Below are 19,879 nucleotides of genomic sequence, written 5' to 3'. Positions count from 1 at the left end.
TCGGATCTCCGCCGTGGCGTTACGACCGCGAAGCAGAACGCGTTACGCGCGCACCGCGACCGTCGACAGCAGATCGGCCAGGCGGTCCGGCTGGTCGACCATGGAGAACGTCCGCGCCCCGGCGATCACCTCGAGGCGGGCGTTGGGGATGGTCGCCGCCAGCCGGGCGCCGTCCTCCTGCTCGAAGAACACGTCGTCGGCCGACCATGCGACGAGCGTCGGCTTGTCGAAGTCGTACAGCCTGGCCGCCACCGTCGTCGTCACCTCGGGGCGCATGGAAAGGGTGAACTGGCGCAGGTCCTCGACGACCGCCGGCAGCGACTGCGCCGGGCGCACCCAGAGCTCGGTGAGGTCGTCGATGTTGCGGTGCGCCAGGCCGTCGAACGCGCGCTTGCGCACCGTGGGCACCCGCATGGCCTGGGCGACGGCCCGGAACGTCGTCTTCGACTTGGCCGCCAGGATCACCGGTTTGAGGATCGGCGGTGGAAAGTGTTCGAACGCATCGCAACTCGTGAGCACCAGCGCACCCAGCCGCTCGCGGTGGTGCACGGCGACCAACTGGGTGACGACGCCGCCGGTGTCGTTGCCGACCAGCACCACGTCCTCGAGGTTGAGCGCGGCGAGTGCCTCGGCGACCATGGCCGCCACGCCGGTGATGGTGCGATCGGCGCCGCGGCGCAGCGGCTCGGGGTGTGCGCCCAGCGGCCAGGTCGGGGCGATGCACCGCAATCCGCGGGCGGCCAGCCGTTCGCTGACCTGGCGCCACAGTTGGCCGCCCATCATGTAACCGTGCACGAAGACCACGGGCCTGCCGTTCTCGGGTCCGGTTGCTTCGTAATGGATGGTTCCGGCACTAATGTCGATCGTCGACATATGAGGACTCCTACGTCAGAGATACACTTACAAACAGGCTGTCTGTTCGTAAGTTACCAACAGGTTGTATGGAAAGCAAGAGACGCACCCAGGAGGAGCGCTCCGCGGCCACCCGCGAGGCGCTGATCGCGGCTGCCCGCAAACTCTGGGGCCTGCGGGGATACGCCGACGTGGGAACGCCCGAAATCGCCTCGGCCGCCGGGGTCACCCGCGGCGCGATGTATCACCAATTCGCCGACAAGGCGGCGCTGTTCCGTGAGGTCGTCGAGGTCGTCGAGCAGGATGTGATGGCGCGGATGGCCGTGGTGGTCGCCGAGTCGGGGGCGGCGACGCCGACGGCCGCGGTCCGGGGCGCGGTCGACGCCTGGCTCGAGGTGTCCGCCGATCCCGAAGTGCGGCAACTGATCCTGCTGGACGCGCCGAGCGTGCTCGGCTGGGCGGGATTCCGCGACGTCGCACAGCGGTACAGCCTGGGCATGACCGAGCAGATGCTCACCGAGGCGATCCGGGCCGGCGAGTTGGCCGAGCAGCCGGTGCGGCCGCTGGCGCACGTGCTCATCGGCGCGCTCGACGAGGCCGCGATGGTCATCGCCACCGCCGATGACCCGGACCGCACGCGCGACGAGACCCGGGAAGTGCTGCACCGGCTCATCGACGGGATGTTCGACGCGCGCTGACGAGGCGGTCAGTCACCGCGCACGTGCGCGACGCCGGCGATGACGCCCTGGATGAGCCGGTCGAGGTGCTCGGGGTCGTCGACGGCCGGCTGGCCCGCGACGAAGGTCAGCATGATCCCGTTGATGAAGGCCAGGGTGGCGGTCGCCTGGTCGTCGACCAATGCCGGATCCGGCGCGCTGCCCTCGGGGTGCCACTGGGTGACGACGTCGCGGGCCAGGGCGTAGAGCCGGTCCGCCGACTCACTAAGGGCCGCGGCCAGTTCCGGGTCCCGGCCGGCCAGCAGCGCCAGCTCGTAGCGGGCCTTGGCGCGGGTGAGCCAGGGTTCGCTGTTGACGTACATGACGATGCGGGCCAGGCCGGCGGTGCCGGTGAACTGGGTGGCGTGATCCTCGGCCAGTTCGGCCATCATCGAAAAGTCGGCGACGTCGAGTTCGGCCAGCCGGGTGGCGATGGCGTGCACCAGCGCCCGGCGGGTCCGGAAATAAAACGATGTGGTGCCGGCCGGCACGCCCGCGTGGTCGTCGACTTTCGGGTGACTGACCCCGTGCACCCCGTTGCTGCCCAGCAATTCGATCGCGGCGTCGGCGAGTTGGCGGCGCCGCTCGGGCGCGTTGTGCTTTCTGCGTGCAGCGATGCGCCCCAGTTTATCGGCGCCGACTTAGCCCGCGCTTTAGAACTGACCGCAGTTCGGCGTGGTGGGCTCGCCGTTGAAGCGGGCGGCGATCCATTGCATCGCCGGTTCGCCGTCGACCAGCATCGGCAGCGCGTGGTTGATGACGAGCTTGTTGAGGAACGGCGGCTCTTCGTTGGTGCGGAATTCGACGTCGGCGTCCTGGGCACACCAGTCGCGCCCGAGCTGGTTGGCCGCGGTCCACGGCACCAGCGGGTCGTAGCGATTGCTGTCGATCATCACCGGCGCGTTCGGTTTGAAGCGGCCGAGCCGTTGCGCCTCGAACAGGCTGTTGAACGGCTCCTCGTTCACCAGCTGATTGATGTCCTCGGTGAAGTAGGGCTGTATGTGACGAAACATGAAGTCCAGCAACGTCTGTCCGACGCATTGGCGTGACACCGATTCCAGCATCGCCAACCCGCGCGGCGTCATCTTGGAGCGAATGATGTCGGCGAACTCGGGATAGGCGGCCATGACGCTGTTGAGCGCGTACCCGACGACGCCGACCAGCGCGCTGCCGTCGGCGTAGGGCAACAGCTCCTTGAGGTCGGCGGGTGGCGCCCCGGCGTAGGTGCCCACGATGTGAAGGTCGGGGGCGTATTGCGAGGCGAGCTCGGCCGCCGACGCGGTCGCGCCGCCGCCCTGCGAATAGCCCCAAAACGCCACGGGCCCATGCGGATCCAGCGACGTGCCGGGTAGGCGCATGGCGGCGCGGGCGGCATCGAGCACCGCCTGTCCCTCGGCCACCCGCCCCACATACGTGTGCATCGGCGCGGTGCCCAGGCCCTCGTAGTCGGTCATCACAATGGCGAAGCCGCGCGCGACCATGGTGGCGACGAACAGTTCCTCGTAGTTGAACATGATGTCCCAGCCACCCGAATAGTGAATGCCCTGGTTGAACATTCGCGACGGCGCACACTGATTGCCCTGCCCCTGGGTACCCGGCGCGTAACTGATCAACGGGCGCGGCCCGGCGCCCGGCCAGTCGTTGTAGGGCTCGAAATAGGTGCCCGTCACCGCGATCGGGTTGCCCCGGGTGTCGGTGCTGCGGTACATGATTCGCGTGCCGGACGCCATGATCGCGCCCAGCTGGCCGGAGGGCTCCAGCACCAGTCGCGACGGTTCGGTGCGGATCAGGTCGCCGGGTTGACCGGGCGGCAGCGGATCCGGCGCGGCATAAAAGTCCGCGTACTGCGGCTCGTCCCCGCCGTCGGCGCGCGCAATTCCGGTGCCCACCAGAGCCGAAGCAATTATCAGCAGTACTGTGAATACTCCCCCGGCCCGATGCATTACGGAACGGTAACAATGGACCGCCCGCCAGCGGAAGAGCAATCTCTAATTTTTTAGAGATCTCGCGGTTAACGGAATTCCGGCCACCTCTTCCGCCCAGGGGCTCGGCTCACCGGAGCGCGGCTTCTGCGCGAGCGCCGACCGGGGGATCCACGCGAGACGTCGAAGACGTTGTCGGCCAACGAGTCCGCACTCGGCGCCGGCGGTAGCCGCCGTCAGGGTGTCTTGAGGAACACGTCGTTGAGCGTGACCGTGCGCAGGTTGCGGTCGCGGATGATGTCGACGAGCTGCGGATAGACGTGCGTCACCGGCAGATGATTGAGGTGCCCGATCACGATGGCCTGCGGCGTGAAGTACTGGTCGGCCATCTGCACGATGTAGTCCTCGGTGATCAACGTCGAATCCGACAGCGAACCCGACCACAAGGTGGGCACCTTGTAACCGAGGTCGGCGGCCACGGCATCCACGGCGGCGTTGCGCTTGGCGTAGGGCGGGCGCCAATAGGGTTTCGCGCCGATGCCGTACGTCTTCTTCAAGAACGTGTCGTTTCGTGTGAGCTGTTCGGCGACTTGCTCTTTGGTCAGTGTGGTCAGGTCCGGGTGTGACCAGGTGTGGTTGCCGAGTTGGATCTGCCCGCTGTCGACCAACGGCCGGAGCAGCTCGGAGTTTTCGGTCCACGAGTCGTAGATCCCGTTCACGAAGTACGTCAGCCGCACGCCGGTGTCCCTGGCAAACTGCGTGTAGGCACGCACCACTTCGCTGTTCACGCCGTCGTCGACGGTCAGCGCGAGCAGGTCGCCTTCGCCCGGGAGCTTCATCAATGCGCCGCCGCCGGGCAGGGGGATGCGGGCGCTGAGCGGCGGGGGCGGCAGCAGGGCCTGCGGCGCGGTCGGGCCCGAAGTCGGTATGTCGACGCCGGGCGTCTGGGCGAACGTGCGCGGCTGCGGGTCGACGATGAGCCGCGCCGTCCCGACGCCGGCAACCACCGACGCGGCGAGCGATCCAAGAAACTGGCGGCGGTTCATGGCTGCGAAGGGGCGACGTCGATCAAAAGGGATGGGCGCAGAAAAGGAGATTTCGGCCCGGTCATTTGGAAACGGATGGCGGCGCGTTGCGTACCGGGCGGGTCCCCGCAGGGACCGCCGTTCGCGCAAAACACCGAGGCCACAGCAGCGAACCGTACCATTCAAAGGCCCAAATAGTCGGCTGCGTTACGGGAGGGTCAGCTGTGAATTCTCTCGGCGGACATCGCGGCCGCTGACGGCGACCCGACCAGCGAGGATCAATGCGGTTCCCCGGCGCCGCGTTGCGGCAATTGCACGGGTTCGGCGGCGGGAGTTCCCAGCGTAAAAGCCAGCCACGGCAGGGCGGTGGCAAACGCCTGGGCGGCAAACGGCCAGTCGTGCTTGCCCTCCTGGGTGACCACCGCACAGGCGATGCCGTGCGCGGTGCCGACCGCACACAGCGACCTCGCGGCGGCGTCCTGGCCCTCTGGGTTGGCGGCGGGATCGCTGGACGCGACGAGGGTCGGACTGGCCTGTTCGGCGACGTTGCCGGGCCCCGAGGAGACGGGCACGTCGAACCATCCGGACAGGCCGGCGTAGTGACCGTGCTTGGTCATCACGGTGACCGGGTCGAAGGCGGCCCATGCGGCCTGATCCCCGCCGAACAGCCGCGCGACGGACTGGTCCTTGGAGCCGACGTTGGGACCGCGGTCGCCCGCGATGTCCACGAACGCGCTGAACAGCTCCGGGTGCATGACGGCCAGGTCGACGGCGCAGGTACCGCCCATCGACCAGCCGGCGACGCCCCAGTTGGCCCGATCGGCGCTGACGCCGAAGTTCGACACCGTGAACGGGATGACGTCTTTGGAAAGGTGGTCGGCGGCGTTGCCGCGGGGGCCGTTGACGCACTCGGTGTCGTTGTCGAACGACCCGGTCGGATCGACGAACACCAGCACCGGCGAGAAACCGTGATGCGCGGCGGCGAAGTTGTCGATGGCGGTGAAGGCGCCGCCCGGACCCAGCCAATCCGCCGGGGTGTTGAAGGCCGAGCTGATCATCATGACGGCCGGCAGCCGGGGCGGGGGATTGCTGTTGAACCATGCCGGTGGCAGATAGACCAATTCCCGCCGGTGGGCGAAATGGGAGGCCGAGGAGTCGATGTCGACCGGCACCACGACGCCCTTGGTGGGCCTCGTTCCCGCGATCTGCATCTCGGTGACGCGCAGGCGGTCGACCTGGTCGGGCAACGGCACCGAGGTCAGCTGGTTCCACGCGGCCAGCGCCGTGGGGAAGTAGCCCACCCAGCCGTTGAGCGCCATGCCCGCGCACAGGACGCACAGCGGTATCGACAGCACGGCCACCCCGCGGCGCCACCAGCGCGCGCCCCGCCAGCCCACCAGGAACACCGCGGCGGCCAGGCCGCTCATCGCGATCCACAACCACAGCGTCGTCGGCGCGGGATCCCCGGCCACCCCGAGCGAGGTGATGTACCAGCGCGACAGCGCGGTCACCGCGACGGCCGCGATCAGCGCCACGGGCAGCACTCGCTTGAGCCAACTTCGCGCGCGCCATTGGATCGCGACGATCAGCACGAGCAACGCGAGGCCCTGAACGGCGGGCGGAAACCAGCCATGCAGCAGGGACAGTTGCCCGAAGAACTGCTCCAACGGTCGTGACCTTTGCTAGATCGATCGCTGCGCGAGGGTGCGGTGATTGTCGTGATCGTCAAGGGGCCGGGCGGCGTCTCGGCGGCCGGTGGCCGGACTCACTATCCCATACGATCGCGGCCCGCCGGCCTACGCTCCGCCGGGTTCACGTGTCCGTGACGACGCTGGTGAATGAGCGCAGCCGCAGGCTGTTGCCGACGACGAGAACGCTGGAGAGCGCCATGGCGGCGCCGGCCAGCATCGGGTTGAGCATGCCGAGCGCGGCGAGGGGGATCGCGGCGAGGTTGTAGCCGAACGCCCACACCAGGTTGGTCTTGATGGTGGCCAGCGTCCGGCGGGAGAGCCGGATCGCGTCCACGGCCGCCCGCAGGTCGTCGCGGATCACGGTGAGGTCGGCCGCCTCGATCGCGACATCGGTGCCCGCGCCCATGGCCAGACCCAGATCGGCGGCGGCCAGCGCGGCGGCGTCGTTGACGCCGTCGCCGACCATGGCGACCACCTTGCCCTCGGCTTGCAGACGCTTGACGGCCGCGACCTTGTCGTCGGGCATCGCCTCGGCGATCACCTCGGCGATGCCGAGTTCGGCGGCGATGCGGGCGGCGACGGTGTGGTTGTCGCCGGTGAGCAGCACCGGGGTCAGGCCGAGTCGCTGCAACTGGCGCACGGCGTCGCCGCTGGACGGCTTGACGGTGTCGGCGAGCACCAGGAGCCCCCGCGCCGCGCCGTCCCAGCCGACGACGACGGCCGTCTTGCCGTCGCCCTCCGCGCGGGATTTGGCCGCGGCGAGCGCGGCGTCGAGGCGCGCACCGCGCTCGTCCATCAGGCTCGCGCGCCCGACGACGACGGCGTGGCCGTCGACCGTGCCGTGCACGCCCATGCCGTGGACACCCGCGAAATCGGCGGGCGTGGGGAGCGCGCCGAGCTGCGCCGCGGCGGCCCGGGCGATGGCCTGCGCGACCGGATGTTCGGAGGCGGCCTCCAGGGCACCGGCGTAGCGCAACAGCGTGGCGCGGTCGGTTCCCGCCCCGACGACCACGTCGACCAGGGCCATTCGGCCGGTGGTGACGGTGCCGGTCTTGTCGAGCACGATCGTGTCGATCCTGCGGGTGGACTCCAGCACTTCGGGCCCCTGGATGAGGACGCCGAGCTGGGCCGCGCGGCCGGTGCCGACCAGTAGGGCGGTCGGAGTCGCGAGGCCCATCGCGCACGGGCAGGCGATGATGAGCACCGCGACGGCGGCCGTCAGCGCGGTGGTGGGCGAGAAGCCCGCCGCGAGCCAGCCGCCCAGGGTCGCCACCGCGAGCGCCAGGACGACGGGAACGAACACGCCGGAGACCCGGTCCGCGAGGCGCTGCACCCGTGCCTTGCCCGATTGGGCCCGTTCGACGAGCTTGGCCATCTGCGCCAGCTGGGTGTCGTCGCCAATCCCGGTGGCCCGGACGACAAGCCGGCCCCCGGCGTTGACGGTGCCGCCGGTGACGGCGTCGCCCGCTCCGACCTCGACGGGCACCGACTCGCCGGTCAGCATCGATGCGTCGACCGCCGAGGAACCCGTGACGACGACCCCGTCGGTCGCGATCCGTTCCCCGGGACGCACCACGAACTGGTCACCCACCGCGAGCCGCTCGATCGGGAGCCGGGTCTCGGTGCCGTCACGCAAGACCCCGACGTCCTTGGCGCCCAGCGCCACCAGCGCGCGCAGCGCGTCGCCGGCGGACCGCTTGGCCCGCTTCTCGAAATAACGGCCGGCCAGGACGAACAGCGTGACGCCGGCGGCCACCTCGAAGTAGACGTGGCACGGGGCGTCATCGCGCCCGACCGTGAGCTCGAAGTCGTGCTGCATGCCCGGCTGGGCGGCGGTCCCGAGGAACAGCGCGTAGAGCGACCACAGGAACGCGGCCAGGGTCCCGATCGAGACCAGGGTGTCCATGGTGGCGACGCCGTGTTTGAGGTTGGCCCAGGCGGCCGCGTGGAAGGGCAGCCCGCACCACAGGACGACCGGCGCCGTCAGCGCCAGCGACGCCCAGTGCCAGTGGTGAAACTGCCACGCGGGAACCATGGCCATGGCGATAACCGGGCCGGCCAGCACGGCGGCGGCGATCAGCCGCCGGCGCAGCGAAGTCAGCTCGGCGTCGCGCACCGGCGAACGTCGCGGCAGGGCGGCCGCGTAACCGGCCTTTTCGACCTCGGCGATCAGGATCCGTGGGTCGTACCCGGCGGGGGCGCTGACGGCGGCCGTCTCGGTCGCATAGTTGACGGTGGCCGAGACGCCGGCGAGCTTGTTGAGCTTTCTTTCGATCCGGGCGGCGCAGGAGGCGCAGGTCATCCCGGTGATCTCGAGCTCGATGGGGGGCGCGGCGGCCGGCGTGTCCTCGGGGAGGGTGCCCTCGTCGATGTTTCGCGGGGGCGTGCTCATGCGACCTGGACGGCCTGGAAGCCCGCCTCGTCGACCGCGGCGAGGACGGCGTCCGCGTCGATGGGCACCGCGCTGGTGACGACGAGCCGGCCGGTGTCGGCGCTGACCGTCACGCCGTCGACGCCGGGAATCCCGGCGACCTCGCCCTGGACGGCGGCCTCGCAGTGCGCGCAGCTCATCCCGCTCACCCGATATTCGCTGGTGGGCATGCCGCTCCTTCTCGATCCCGCCGCGGACTTGACCCCACCATTCTGCCTGCCGGGGGGTTCGGGCTATTGGCGCAGGTGCGACCCGCCGCCGATGTACCACACCTGGCCGGTGATCCACTCGGCCTCGTCGGACAGCAGGAACGCGGTGATCGCCGCGAGGTCGTCCGGCTTGCCCAGCCGGCTGGTCTTGCCGAACGTCAGGAAGGCCTGCTGGAGCGCGACGTCGTTTTGGCGCTCCTGGGTCTCGCCCATCACCAGGCCCGGCATGACCCCGTTGCTGCGGATGTTGTGTTTGCCCCAGTTGACGGCCACGTGCCGGGTCAGGTGGTTCACCGCCGCCTTCGAGGCGCCGTAGGCGACGTGCATGGGGTCGCTGCCCAGCGCGGCGCCCGACGAGGTGTTCACGATGCTGCCCCCACCCCGGGCGAGCAGGTGCGGCAGGACCGCGCGGATCGTGCGGACGTACCCGAGCAGGTTGACGTCGAGCGTGCGCTGCCAGACGTCCATGTCGGTGTCGAGAATCGTGGTGTCGCGTCCCAGGTTTCCCTCGGACAGATCGGCGCCCACGTTGTGCAGGCCGTCGATGGCCCCGAACTCGTCGAGCGTCGTCTCGACGAGGCGCCGCACCGACTGCTCGTCGGCGAGGTCGAACTCGACGGCGATCGCGCGGCCGCCGGCCGACACGATGCGCTGCGCGGTGGCGGCGGCGCCCGCAATGTTGTTGTCGCCGATGGCAACACGGGCGCCTTCGGTGGCGAGGCGTTCGGCGGTGGCCGCGCCGATCCCGGTGGCGCCCCCGGCGACCACAAATGTCTTGCCGGTCAGGCCGCGCATCACACGTACCCGACGCCGATGTCGACCGACACCTGGGTCGCGGTCACCAATCTGGATTGGTCGGAGGCCAGCCAGGCCACGGCGTCGGCGATGTCCTCGGGCTGCGCGATGCCCTCGGGCAGCAGCGGTTTGTGCATGCCCCGCAGGTGTGGGTAGTCGTCGGCGGCGGCCTGTAACGCTTCCCGCATCCGGCCGGTGCCCATCGGGGTGGCGACGGCGCCGGGGTTGAGGCTGTTGACGCGGATGTTGTACCGGCCGAGCTCGGCGGCGAACGCCCGCGCCATCCCCACGACCGCGTGTTTGCTTGCGGTGTAATGGATCATGAACGACTGCATCTTGATGCCGGCCGCCGAACCGATGAGGATGATCGAGCCGCCGCGGCCGCCGTCAATGATGTGCCGCACCCCCGCCATCACGGTGTTCCAGGTGCCGATCACGTTGGTGTCGATGGTGTCTCGGAACGCCTGCGCGGTGATCTGATCCCAGGGCGCGGGGCTGCAGATCCCGGCGTTGGCGACGATGACGTCGAGCCGGCCCAGCTCGCCGACCCCCTTGTCCACGGCGGCGGACAGCGCGTCAAGATCGCGGATGTCGGCCTCGGCGGTGACGACCCGCCGGCCGCCTTCGCTCACCAGCCGTGCGGTTTCGGCCAGATCGTCGGACGTCGGCGAGTCGTAGGGGACGCTCGGCGGCAGCGGCCCGGCGAGATCGACCGCGATGATGTCGGCGCCCTCGGCCGCAAGACGCACGGCGTGTGCCCGGCCCTGCCCGCGCGCGGCGCCGGTGATCAGCGCGACCTTTCCCGAGAGTGACTGGCTCATGTGTGGTCTGGGTTCCTTTCAGTCGCGCGCGAGCTTGTCGAGCGGGTTGGAGCGTTCCAGCATGCCGTACGCTTCTTCGCCGTCCCATCGGTAGCGCACGCCGGCCTGCTGGACGGCGGGGAACTCGGCCATCTCCTCTTTGAGGGCGTGCATGGAGTACATGTCGTCGTCGTGGTGCACGTCGTGCGTGGAAAACACTGTCTCGCCGGCGATTTCGACTAGCCCGTCGGCGGTCTCCAGCACCAGCGAGGCATCCTCGCCGAGTGGCCGCAGGCGTGTCAGCCACGGCGCCCGCACCGCCCGCGCCGGGACCAGGCCGCCGTCGCCGGTGAAGACGAATCCCTCGTTGAAGGTGGGCTGGCCGTCGGGGCGCGGCGGATAGGCGATGTAGCCGAAGGCGCGGCCGCTGCCGAACACGGCCGACTGCCAGCAGTGTCCCCAGAAGCCGGCGAGCTTGCGCACCCCGGTGCGACGGATCCGCAGGCCGCTCCCGGTGAAGGTGTGGCGTTCATCCCCAAATCGGAATTCCCCTGTGGCGGTGAACAATTGCTCGTAGCGGGGCCCGCCCATGATGGCCCCGACAGACGTCGTTTGGAGCTGCGTGCCCGCGTCGGCCTGTAGCGCGCCCTGGACCCACGGGGGCACGGCCATCCTCGCCTCGACGTGGAAGCCGATGTTGGTCGTCGGGCCGTCCTTCCTGCCCGCCACCAGGTCGACCGACGAGGTCTGCACGGCCGGCCCGTCGTAGGACATCGTCCAGGTGTCGAAGGGTTCGAGGCACTGGAATGCCAGGCCGCCGGCGCCGAGCACGGTGGGCCGCCCGTCGGCGCCGCGAGCCGGCAGCGACGGCCCGTTGGTGCGCAGCCGGTAGACGCGCCCGTCGGGAAACGCGGCATTGACCTGAATGTCGTGGGAGTCCCAATTGGCGCCCACCGCCTCGATTCCCACGCGGGGCAGGCCGATCTCGCCGCGGTCGTCGACCACCCAGAAACTGACCGAGTCCCGCATCTCCGGATCCTCGGGGCGCTGCGCCAGCACGTACTCGCGCGACGGGTCGATGCCGCCGGTGAGATCAACCGCCATTGCTTTCCTCGCTCCTTACCTTTGGATGCCGCGTCCACCGCCGCGCGCTGTCCACATAGCGCGCGAACCGGGGCCGAACCTCGTCGAGATCGATGCCGAACTCCACCGGGTCGGCGTGCGAGCTCGGCTCGCGCTGCGCGGCGGCGTGCTCCCACCAACTGTGCATCCGCGCTTCGAACTCGTCGGACACCGGGGCCCCGAGCCAGGCGTACAGCCCGGCGACCTCGCCGACCGGGTCGGCCTGCATGGCCCGAAAGTCGATGTCGTAGAACCGATCGTCGGCACCGGCCGCGCGGAACCGCAGCGCCCGCTCCATGCCCAGCGACCAATGCTCGACGTTGAGCCGGCCGATGTAGCGGCGGTCGATCCGGGTGTTGAACGACCCGATGATGTCGGCGTACAGGTCGGCCACCGACAACAGGACGTCGGTGGGATCGCGATGGGTCATCACGAATCGGGCGTCCGGGAACACCGCGTCCAGCGCGTCGAGCCACAACACATGGGACGGGCACTTCAGCCGCCACGGCCGCTCAGGCTCGCCCCACTGCAGCAGCTGCATCACCCGCCGCTGATAGCGAAACGTCGGGGTGAGGTCGGCGTGGTGCACGAGCCACGTTGAGTACGAGGGGATTTCGGCGAACGACTGAAAGATGTGCGACTTGAAGTCGAGCGCCATCAGCTCGTGGCACTCCATGGGCCCGTGGGTGTCGCCGGGAACGTGGCGGCGGGTGCCGACCATCTCGCCCCGGTCGGCCGGGACGCGGGGATCGACGCCGTGCACCGTCGAGGGCGGGGGGCACGGTTGCGTCGACTCCCACCGGCGCAGGTAGCGCACCTCGGGATCCTGGGCCAGCAGCATGGACAGGGCGGTGGATCCGGTCCGGGGCAATCCCAGGCCGACCAGCGGTTCGCGGATGGGCACGTCGCCGATCTCCGGGTGCCGCCGAAACCAGTCCTCGACCTGCAGCCGTTGCGAGAGATAGCCCGCGATGCGTTGGCGCAGAAAGGCTTCCCCGCGCTCGTTCAGGTGGGCCTCGTCGCGCAACGCCGACAACAGGACGTTCAGGCCCTCGGTGAAGGAGTCGTCGCCGAAGTCGGTGAGCCCGGTCTGCGCCGCGGCCTCCTCCATCAGCTCACCGGATGTCAGCACGGCGTCTCCTCGATCAAAGTCCTTGCGGCGGCGCTCAACCCATCCACTGCCCGCCGGCGACGTCGATGGTCTGACCGCACAGGTAGTCGGCGGCCTCGGAGGCCAGGAATGCGACCATGTTGGCGGCCTCCTCGGGCAACGACGCGCGACCCAGCTGGACCTGGTGGGTGATCGCTTCCTGGATGGCGCCGCGGCCGGCGCGCTGCTTGTCGTCCTGAGGATCGAGCAGGTACTGCCGCATCTCCGGTTTGATCATGATGCCCGGCGCCACGCCCAACACGTTGACACCGCGCAGCGCGACCTCGTGGGCGAGGTTGCGCGTGAACCCGATGACGCCGGCCTTGCACGCGTTGTAGACGACCAGGCCGCGCTGCTGAATGCGGCCGCCGACCGACCCGATGTTGATGATCTTCCCCGAACCCTGGTCGAGCATGTACGCCAGCGCGGCGTGCGCCCCGTACATCATCATCGTCAGGCTGCCCAGCACCGTGTAGTCGATGTCCTCTTTCGTCTGCTTCTCGAACGGACCCGCGGCCACCATCACCGGGTTGTTCACCATGATGTCGAGGCCGCCGAGCTCGTGGTGAGCCTGCCGCACCGCGCCGTGCACCTGGTCCCAGTCGGACATGTCGGCCTTGACCGGGATGGCCCGCACGCCCCAGCGCCGCTCGACTTCCTCGGCCCGGCGTTCGACCTTCTCGAAGGTGCGGCCGATGAGCGCGACCTCGGCGCCGCAGCCGGCCAGCCGGTTGGCGATCGCCTGCCCCAGGCCGTCGCCGCCGGCTCCGGTGACGAAGGCCTTCTTGCCGGACAGGTCCATCAGCTCGGTCACGCGCTTGCCGACGATGTGCTCCGGTAGGCGGTCCAACCCGAGCAGCTGCACCCAGTCCTGGTCGTCCTGAACCGTCATCGTCGACCCCTCCTCAGCCAGACCGGGACGGCATCGCCGCCCCACCTCGCTGACGATATGACGGCCTCACGGCCAGCAGGTAATACCAATTCGGGAAACCAGTCATGCCGCATTTATATGGCTGGTAGATGTGGAGGCGATGGACACCCACCGGCTCAAGTACTTCCTGCGGATCGCGGAGGAAGGCTCGATCACCCGCGCGGCCGCGGTGTTGGGCATCGCCCAGCCGGCGCTGAGTCGCCAGATCCGGCTGCTGGAGGAGGACCTCGGCATCACGCTGTTCGAGCGGACCCGCCGGGGCGTGCACCTCACCGAGGAGGGCGAACGGCTGCGCTCCTCGACCGCCGCGCCGCTGCGTCAGCTCGAGCTCGCGGTCCGGTATGCGGGATCGCCGTTGGCGCGCATCGAGCGCGGGCTGCTGTTCGGGATCGTGCCGACCGCCGCCGGCGTCCTGGCCGCGCCGCTGGCGGCAAGCGTGGGCGCCGCGTTCCCGAATGTCCATTTCCACGTCGCCGTGGCCGAGACCGACGACCTGGTGGAGCGCCTCCTCAAGGGCGCGATCGACCTCGCGGTGATCAACCCGGTCTCCGATGACCGGCTCTTCCACCGGCACCTGGTGACCGAGGACCTCGTGCTGGTCGGGGGGCCCGCGTCGGAGCTCTCGCCCGCCAGCCCGATCCGCTTCACCGATCTCGCCAAGCTCCCGCTGGTCATGCCCAGCGGGCTGACCGGCATTCGAAACACCCTGGAGAACACCGCGCTGCGGCTCAAAGTTGCGATCACGGCCCGCTTTTCGACCGATTCGGTGGAGGTGGCCAAGCATCTGGTCGCCGCGGGGCTCGGCTATGCGGTGCTGCCGATGGCGGCGTGCGGCGCCGATGTGGAGGCGGGGCGGCTGCGGTGGACGTCGATCCACGAACCCCCGATCGACCAACAACTCGGCGTGGCCGCCACCGCGGCGCTGGAACTGCCCCGCGAATTCGCGGCGAAGATCGGCATCGTGTTGCGCGAAGAGGTGGCGCGGTTGACCAAATCCGGCTTCTGGCCGGCGCGTTTCGAGCCGTCACCGGTATGGGATCCCAACATCCCTGAGCCGCGGAACTGAACGGGATTACGCTGCCGGTTAGCGGAAAGGAGATTCGCAATGACCGTCACCGTTGTCGACCGGGGGCCCCGCCAGGTGAGCCGCAGAGTCGAAGTGGCCGCGCCGGCGGCCGAGCTGTACGCCATCGTCGCCGATCCGCGGCGTCACCACGAACTCGACGGGTCGGGCACGGTGCGCGACAACATCACCATGCCGCCGCAACTCCTTGAGGGCTCGAAGTTTTCGACGAGCATGAAGATGTTCGGCGTGCCCTACCGCATCACCAGCACGATCACCGCGCTGACGCCGAACGAGGTGGTCGAATGGCGCCACCCGCTGGGTCATCGCTGGCGGTGGGAATTCGAGGCGCTGTCACCGAACCTGACGCAGGTCACCGAGACGTTCGACTACCGGGATGCCGGTGCGCTGAAGAACAAACTGAAGTACTACGAGCGGATGGGCTTCGTCAAGGCGAACGCCTCGGGCATCGAGGCGACGCTGACCAAACTGCGGGATCGCTACGCTGGGTGATCAGTTCGCCACCGGATCGGCTGCGTCCCAGGGCATCACGCCGGACACCCAGTGGCTCAGTTCCGAGGCCTGGTCGTTGCGGTGCAGATGGCGTGGAGGCGTCGCGTAGGTGGAGTAGGGCCGGCACCGAATGACGACGCGGTTCTCGCGTTCGCACATCGCCTCGATGTGCGGGCGCGCCTCGTCACCGAGTGGCTGGCCGGACATTCGGCCGCCAACCGCCATCATCACGTCGACCGCGAGATCCCGGTCGTCCTCGACGGCGGCGTCGGCGTAGACCTGCAGGTAGGCGAAGGGCCACCGCTCGTCGAGGACGCACAGGCTCACCTTGCCGTCGCGCTGAACGATCCGGGCTTTGCCCCTCCCGGCCATCGTGGAGACGAGCAAGTCGTCGGTGTCGGTGGGGATGTAGTACACGACCGACATGGCGGGGCCGTCGTGGCGGCGACGGTAGCCGAACACGCAGGTGCGATGCGTGCGCACGAACTCGCGTCGTTCGGAGGGAAGCATGTCGCGGTCGGTGGGAGCGGTGAAGGGCTCTGCCGCCAGGGGGAGGAGCATGACGAATTTTCCTTGCTGTCAACGGGGTTGATCGACGCGGTAATTACGGATACAGTGTCTCCGTAATGCGTGACGATGTCAACCGGGGGCCGCGGCGGTCCCGCGGCCGCCCGGCCCTGCCGATGGACCGCATCCTGGGCGCGGCCGTCGAACTGCTCGACGCCGAGGGGGCGGACGCGTTGTCGATGCGGTCGCTGGCCCAGCGCCTGGGATCCGGCACCGCCACGCTGTACCGCCACTTTTCCAATCGATCCGAACTGGTGTCTCAGGTGATCGACCACATACTGGGCGAAGTCGACCTCGATGCGCGGGCGCTGGCGGCCCTACCGTGGCAGCAGGCGTGTATCACGTTCGCGCAACACATGTTTGACGCGCTGCGCCGGCATGGCAATGTCGCGCCGCTATTGATCGAATACACGCCGACGGGGCCGAGCGCGCTGGCCAATCGCGAGCGCTGCCTGGCGATCCTTCTCGGCAACGGCTTCGCGCCGGCGGTCGCGGCCCACGCCTACGCCACGCTGGCCCGTTACGTCTTGGGTTTCGCGCTACAACTGCCCGGGGCGACGGATGGGGGCGGTGAAGCGGAACTGGCGGCGGCGTTTCACCGGCTCGATCCGTCGCGCTATCCCGCGACCGTCACCGTCGCCGACGAGCTTCCCGTTCCGCTGGCCGACGAGTTCGCTTTTGGGTTGCGGCTCATCGTCTCCGGGCTCGAACAACTGCGCGAGTGAACGTTTTCGCGGCGCCAACCGTGGCTTGGGTGGATGACCGCGCCCGAAAGGACACCGCTCGATGATCGCAAACACGCTGAGCCGCTGGGGTCAACTCTTGGGCCGCTATGGCCTGGTGGTGGTGCTGGTGTGGATCGGAGTGGGCAAGTACGTGAAGATGGAATCGCGCGTGCTCATCGAGCACAGCCCCCTGATGAGCTGGCTCTACGACGTCTTCAGCGTCACCTTCGTCGCGCGGGCGCTCGGAACGATGGAAATCGTTGCGGCCCTGCTCATCGCGCTGCGGCCATGGTGGCCGCGGGTCTCGGCGGCGGGCAGCGCGCTGGCGGTGGTGCTGTTCCTGGGCACGGTGAGTTTCCTGGTCACCACCCCCGGCGTGATCGCAACCCATGCCCACGGCGTGCCGGTGCTCTCGGCGCTGCCCGGCCAGTTTCTGCTCAAGGACCTGGTATTGCTCGGGGTCGCCGTGTGGACGCTGGGCGACTCGCTGTCCGCGGGCGTCGTCACCGCACGGCCGTATCCCGCCCGCAGCGAGTGACTATATAGTCGTGGCCACGGAGAGGAAGCCGAGGCCGTGACCGAGACCGTGGGCCAGGGGATAGGCGTCGACGCGCCGCGACGCGGGCACGCCGAGGAACGCCGCGCGCGGGGCAGCCCGTGACCAGCCGAAAAGCCCGCTGGCTCTACGCCGTTGGGCGGCTGCGCGCGGCGACGCGGCGCGGGCGATCGCCGCGGGTGGCGATCATCGGCGCGGGCTTCGGCGGTCTCGGTGCCGCCGTCGCGCTGCGCCGCGCCGGCATCGACGACCTGGTGATCATCGAGGGCGCCGACGGCGTCGGCGGCACCTGGCGCCGCAACACCTATCCCGGCGCCGCCTGCGACATCCAGAGCCATCTGTACTCATTTTCCTTCGCGCCCAACGCATCCTGGACCCGCACGTACGCCCGGCAGCCCGAGATCCTGGCCTACCTCGAATCGGTCGCCGACGATTTCGATCTGCGACGCCACCTCATGCTCGACACGACCGTGCGGTCCCTGCACTGGAACCCGGGCGCCGGGACGTGGGAGTGCCGAGTGGACCGCAACGGCGAGTCCGCCACGTTGGTCGCCGACGTCGTCGTGTGCGCGGTCGGGCTGTTCGGTTCGGCCAAGCTGCCCGACATCGACGGCCTGACGGGGTTCGCCGGACCGGTGCTGCATACCGCGCAGTGGGATCACCAGCTCGACCTGGCGGGGCGCGACGTGGCGGTGATCGGGACGGGCGCCAGCGGGGTGCAGTTGGTGCCGGAGCTGGCGAAGACCGCCGGACACGTCACGGTCTTTCAGCGGACCCCGCCGTGGATGGTGCCCAAGGACGACCGCCCGTACAGCGCAAGCGAATTGGCGCGGTTCAGGCGCAGCCCGGTCGCGCTGCGCCGCACCCGGTGGAAGATCTGGAAATTCCAGCACGACAACACTGCGACGTTCGCCGACGATCCCGTGGTGGCCGGGCGCACGCAGATCGCGACGTCGTTCCTGGACCGCACCGTCGACGACGAGCCATTGCGCCGAGCGCTGACTCCGGACTATCCGTTCCGGTGTAAGCGAGTGTTGTTGGGCGACGACTATTACCGGGCCCTGCAGCGGGACAACGTCGAATTGGTCACCGAGCCCATCGCGCGGGTCGGCGAGGCGTCGGTGATCACCGCGTCGGGCCGCGAAATCGGCAGCGACGCGATCGTGCTCGCCACCGGCTTCGAGACGTCCCGCTACCTGTCCGGCATCGACGTCACCGGAACGGGCGGCCGCCGGTTACACGAGCACTGGGGTGACGATCCGTGCGCCTACCTGGGTGTAGCGGTCAGCGGGTTCCCGAACTTCTTCATGCTGTACGGCCCCAACACCAACCAGGGCGGCAACTCGATCGTCTACATCCTCGAGTCCGCGGCGCGGCTGGTCGCCAGCGCGGTGAGCCGGCTGGCGCGCCGTGGCGGCTACCTCGACGTGCGTCCCGAGGCCGAAAAGCGATACAACGACCAGCTTTCCGCCGACCTGGCGCGGACCATCTGGACACAGTGCGACAGCTATTTCCGTTCGCCCACCGGCCGCATCGTCACCCAATGGCCCTATACCGAGCTGGAGTACGCCCGCCGGACCTGGCGGCTGCGACGCCGAGATTGGATCCAAACCCTGGGGTCAGCGCGTCGAGAGGCCACGCATCAATGTGTCTATTAGCCCGTCGTAACGTCCGATGGTTTCGCCTGCCGTCGTGGTGACACTGAGCATGCGATATAGCGTGGCTCCGATCAAAGCGTCGGCGGCAGCTTCGATGTCGGCATCGGCGCGAATTTGACCCAACGAGATTCCGGATTGCAACCGGTGCATCACCGCGCGGTGGAAGCGGCCGGTGAGTTGTCGGTACAGGGTGTCGCGATCTTGAAGATTCTCAGCGGCGGCAGCGGCAAGAGCGCGGACTAGTGCGATGTTCTCAGGGTGGGCACTGAGCGCGGCAGATTCGTGCATCCAGGTCCTCAAATCTTCGACCGCGTCTCCCGTATCTGGAAGCGTGAAGTCTGCTTGCGCGTAGGCCTGCATTACCGCTTCGGCCACCAAGGGCGCTTTCGACGGCCACCGTCTGTACACCGTTTGCGTTCCCACTCCGGCATTGGCGGCGACTTTGTCCATCGACACTCCGCTGTACCCTGCCTCGATTAGGAGGGCGCGGGTGGCTTCGAGGATCGCCGAATGGACGGCCGCGCTACGCGGTCGTCCTCGGCGCGGTTGGCTCACGTGACGACCTTAAATCAAATCTTGAGCGGCCTGGCTTGTCGGCGACTGGGGCGACGCAGTCTGCCTGTGTACATAGGCGCAGCAATGTGGTTCTATTTACGAGAAAGAGTATCTCGTAATGGTGCGGGTCAGTCGGAACAGGCACCAGGTCCGTATGTTCAGTGCTGACGGGTTCGGCCCGAAGCGGGGCTTCCCGCCAAGCGGGAAGGGGCGCAGGAACACCGGTGAGCAACAACGCTACTCGCCTTTTACGAAGAACGCGCGAACAGAACGTCGCAGCCATCGTCATCGTCGTCGGTGTGGCGCACTTCCTCGTTCCACGGATCTTCGTCCCCATCAACAGCTTTGGCTCCGCCGACCATGCGCGTATCTTCACCTACATCAACGGTGCCATCGAAACGATGATCGGGCTCATGATGGCGAATCCTCGAACTCGTCGACAATCGGCCGTCGTATCTGCTTGTTACGTCATCTATTTGACGAGCAACATCGGCAGAAATCAGATCAGGACGTGGCGCGGCGACCGGCGGCTCGGATAAGGGGAAGCGAAAAGTGTCGATCGGTCAAACCGCCCAAGGGGCTGCCGAAGTCTTCAGGC

At 68.6% G+C, this 19,879-nt stretch carries 21 protein-coding genes; 7 read left to right on the top strand and 14 right to left on the bottom strand.

The genetic code is table 11. The features are described from left to right. Window positions 1-42: 42 nt before the first annotated feature. A complete protein-coding gene (locus W7S_RS25380; RefSeq protein ID WP_014712577.1) occupies window positions 43-873 on the bottom strand; it encodes an alpha/beta fold hydrolase in 831 nt (276 codons plus the stop codon). Between the two features lie 68 nt (window positions 874-941). On the opposite strand from W7S_RS25380, the gene W7S_RS25375 reads away from it, so the two are divergent. Further along, entirely contained in the window at window positions 942-1,550 is a 609-nt protein-coding gene (locus W7S_RS25375; RefSeq protein ID WP_014383532.1) for a TetR/AcrR family transcriptional regulator, read from the top strand. Between the two features lie 8 nt (window positions 1,551-1,558). On the opposite strand, the gene W7S_RS25370 is transcribed toward W7S_RS25375, so the two are convergent. The 11 genes from W7S_RS25370 to W7S_RS25320 form a co-directional block, all read right to left on the bottom strand. Then, window positions 1,559-2,194: a TetR/AcrR family transcriptional regulator gene (locus tag W7S_RS25370; protein WP_255348952.1), complete on the bottom strand. Its 636-nt coding sequence runs from the start codon at window positions 2,192-2,194 to the stop codon at window positions 1,559-1,561. Window positions 2,195-2,221: 27 nt separating this feature from the next. Next, entirely contained in the window at window positions 2,222-3,511 is a 1,290-nt protein-coding gene (locus W7S_RS25365) for a lipase family protein (protein ID WP_026071104.1), read from the bottom strand. Between the two features lie 215 nt (window positions 3,512-3,726). Then, window positions 3,727-4,536, bottom strand: a complete 810-nt coding sequence (locus tag W7S_RS25360; RefSeq protein ID WP_008262367.1) for a polysaccharide deacetylase family protein — start codon at window positions 4,534-4,536, stop codon at window positions 3,727-3,729. Between the two features lie 257 nt (window positions 4,537-4,793). Beyond that, entirely contained in the window at window positions 4,794-6,182 is a 1,389-nt protein-coding gene (locus tag W7S_RS25355) for an alpha/beta hydrolase family protein (RefSeq protein WP_009953167.1), read from the bottom strand. Between the two features lie 145 nt (window positions 6,183-6,327). Beyond that, window positions 6,328-8,598 carry a cation-translocating P-type ATPase gene (locus tag W7S_RS25350; RefSeq protein WP_008262364.1) on the bottom strand — a complete coding sequence of 757 codons (2,271 nt, stop codon included), beginning with the start codon at window positions 8,596-8,598 and terminating at the stop codon, window positions 6,328-6,330. Continuing rightward, window positions 8,595-8,807, bottom strand: a complete 213-nt coding sequence (locus tag W7S_RS25345; protein ID WP_008262354.1) for a heavy-metal-associated domain-containing protein — start codon at window positions 8,805-8,807, stop codon at window positions 8,595-8,597. The genes W7S_RS25350 and W7S_RS25345 overlap by 4 nt, the downstream gene beginning before the upstream one ends. 63 nt (window positions 8,808-8,870) lie before the next feature. Continuing rightward, entirely contained in the window at window positions 8,871-9,641 is a 771-nt protein-coding gene (locus tag W7S_RS25340; RefSeq protein WP_008262352.1) for an SDR family NAD(P)-dependent oxidoreductase, read from the bottom strand. Continuing rightward, the gene (locus W7S_RS25335) at window positions 9,641-10,462 is read right to left on the bottom strand and encodes a mycofactocin-coupled SDR family oxidoreductase (protein WP_008262349.1); all 822 of its coding nucleotides are present in this window, start codon (window positions 10,460-10,462) and stop codon (window positions 9,641-9,643) included. Before W7S_RS25335 ends, W7S_RS25340 begins: the two co-directional genes overlap by 1 nt. Window positions 10,463-10,480: 18 nt before the next feature. Then, the gene (locus W7S_RS25330; protein WP_014386111.1) at window positions 10,481-11,545 is read right to left on the bottom strand and encodes a hypothetical protein; all 1,065 of its coding nucleotides are present in this window, start codon (window positions 11,543-11,545) and stop codon (window positions 10,481-10,483) included. Beyond that, window positions 11,535-12,695, bottom strand: coding sequence for a sulfotransferase (locus tag W7S_RS25325; RefSeq protein WP_009954484.1), 1,161 nt, complete (start codon window positions 12,693-12,695; stop codon window positions 11,535-11,537). Before W7S_RS25325 ends, W7S_RS25330 begins: the two co-directional genes overlap by 11 nt. 34 nt (window positions 12,696-12,729) lie before the next feature. Further along, complete coding sequence (locus tag W7S_RS25320) at window positions 12,730-13,605, bottom strand: SDR family NAD(P)-dependent oxidoreductase (protein ID WP_008262344.1); 876 nt, start codon at window positions 13,603-13,605, stop codon at window positions 12,730-12,732. Window positions 13,606-13,744: 139 nt separating this feature from the next. Between W7S_RS25320 and W7S_RS25315 the strand changes: the two genes are divergently transcribed. Together W7S_RS25315 and W7S_RS25310 are read left to right on the top strand one after the other, a co-directional pair. After that, window positions 13,745-14,710, top strand: coding sequence for a LysR family transcriptional regulator (locus W7S_RS25315; RefSeq protein WP_014712576.1), 966 nt, complete (start codon window positions 13,745-13,747; stop codon window positions 14,708-14,710). 39 nt (window positions 14,711-14,749) lie between these two features. Beyond that, window positions 14,750-15,220 (top strand): SRPBCC family protein, encoded by a 471-nt coding sequence (locus W7S_RS25310; protein ID WP_008262340.1) that lies wholly within the window; start codon window positions 14,750-14,752, stop codon window positions 15,218-15,220. On the opposite strand, the gene W7S_RS25305 is transcribed toward W7S_RS25310, so the two are convergent. Beyond that, complete coding sequence (locus tag W7S_RS25305) at window positions 15,221-15,781, bottom strand: pyridoxamine 5'-phosphate oxidase family protein (RefSeq protein ID WP_014712575.1); 561 nt, start codon at window positions 15,779-15,781, stop codon at window positions 15,221-15,223. A 122-nt stretch (window positions 15,782-15,903) separates the two neighbouring features. On the opposite strand from W7S_RS25305, the gene W7S_RS25300 reads away from it, so the two are divergent. From W7S_RS25300 to W7S_RS25290, 3 genes are all read left to right on the top strand, one after another. After that, a complete protein-coding gene (locus W7S_RS25300) occupies window positions 15,904-16,512 on the top strand; it encodes a TetR/AcrR family transcriptional regulator (RefSeq protein ID WP_197690747.1) in 609 nt (202 codons plus the stop codon). A 61-nt stretch (window positions 16,513-16,573) separates the two neighbouring features. After that, a complete protein-coding gene (locus tag W7S_RS25295) occupies window positions 16,574-17,050 on the top strand; it encodes a YkgB family protein (RefSeq protein ID WP_014712573.1) in 477 nt (158 codons plus the stop codon). 119 nt (window positions 17,051-17,169) lie between these two features. Next, window positions 17,170-18,726: an NAD(P)/FAD-dependent oxidoreductase gene (locus W7S_RS25290; RefSeq protein ID WP_014712572.1), complete on the top strand. Its 1,557-nt coding sequence runs from the start codon at window positions 17,170-17,172 to the stop codon at window positions 18,724-18,726. Here the strand turns inward: W7S_RS25290 and W7S_RS25285 are convergent. Beyond that, on the bottom strand, window positions 18,688-19,281 hold the full coding sequence (locus W7S_RS25285; protein ID WP_014712571.1) for a TetR/AcrR family transcriptional regulator: 594 nt from the start codon (window positions 19,279-19,281) through the stop codon (window positions 18,688-18,690). The genes W7S_RS25290 and W7S_RS25285 overlap by 39 nt on opposite strands. Before the next feature lie 224 nt (window positions 19,282-19,505). On the opposite strand from W7S_RS25285, the gene W7S_RS25280 reads away from it, so the two are divergent. Beyond that, window positions 19,506-19,820, top strand: a complete 315-nt coding sequence (locus W7S_RS25280; protein WP_014712570.1) for a hypothetical protein — start codon at window positions 19,506-19,508, stop codon at window positions 19,818-19,820. Window positions 19,821-19,879 lie beyond the last annotated feature (59 nt).

It is taken from the genome of Mycobacterium sp. MOTT36Y (genome assembly GCF_000262165.1).
Classification (GTDB): Bacteria; Actinomycetota; Actinomycetes; order Mycobacteriales; family Mycobacteriaceae; genus Mycobacterium; species Mycobacterium intracellulare.
Note: the sequence above shows the minus strand (reverse complement) of the source record. Positions and strands in the feature narration are given on the sequence as shown.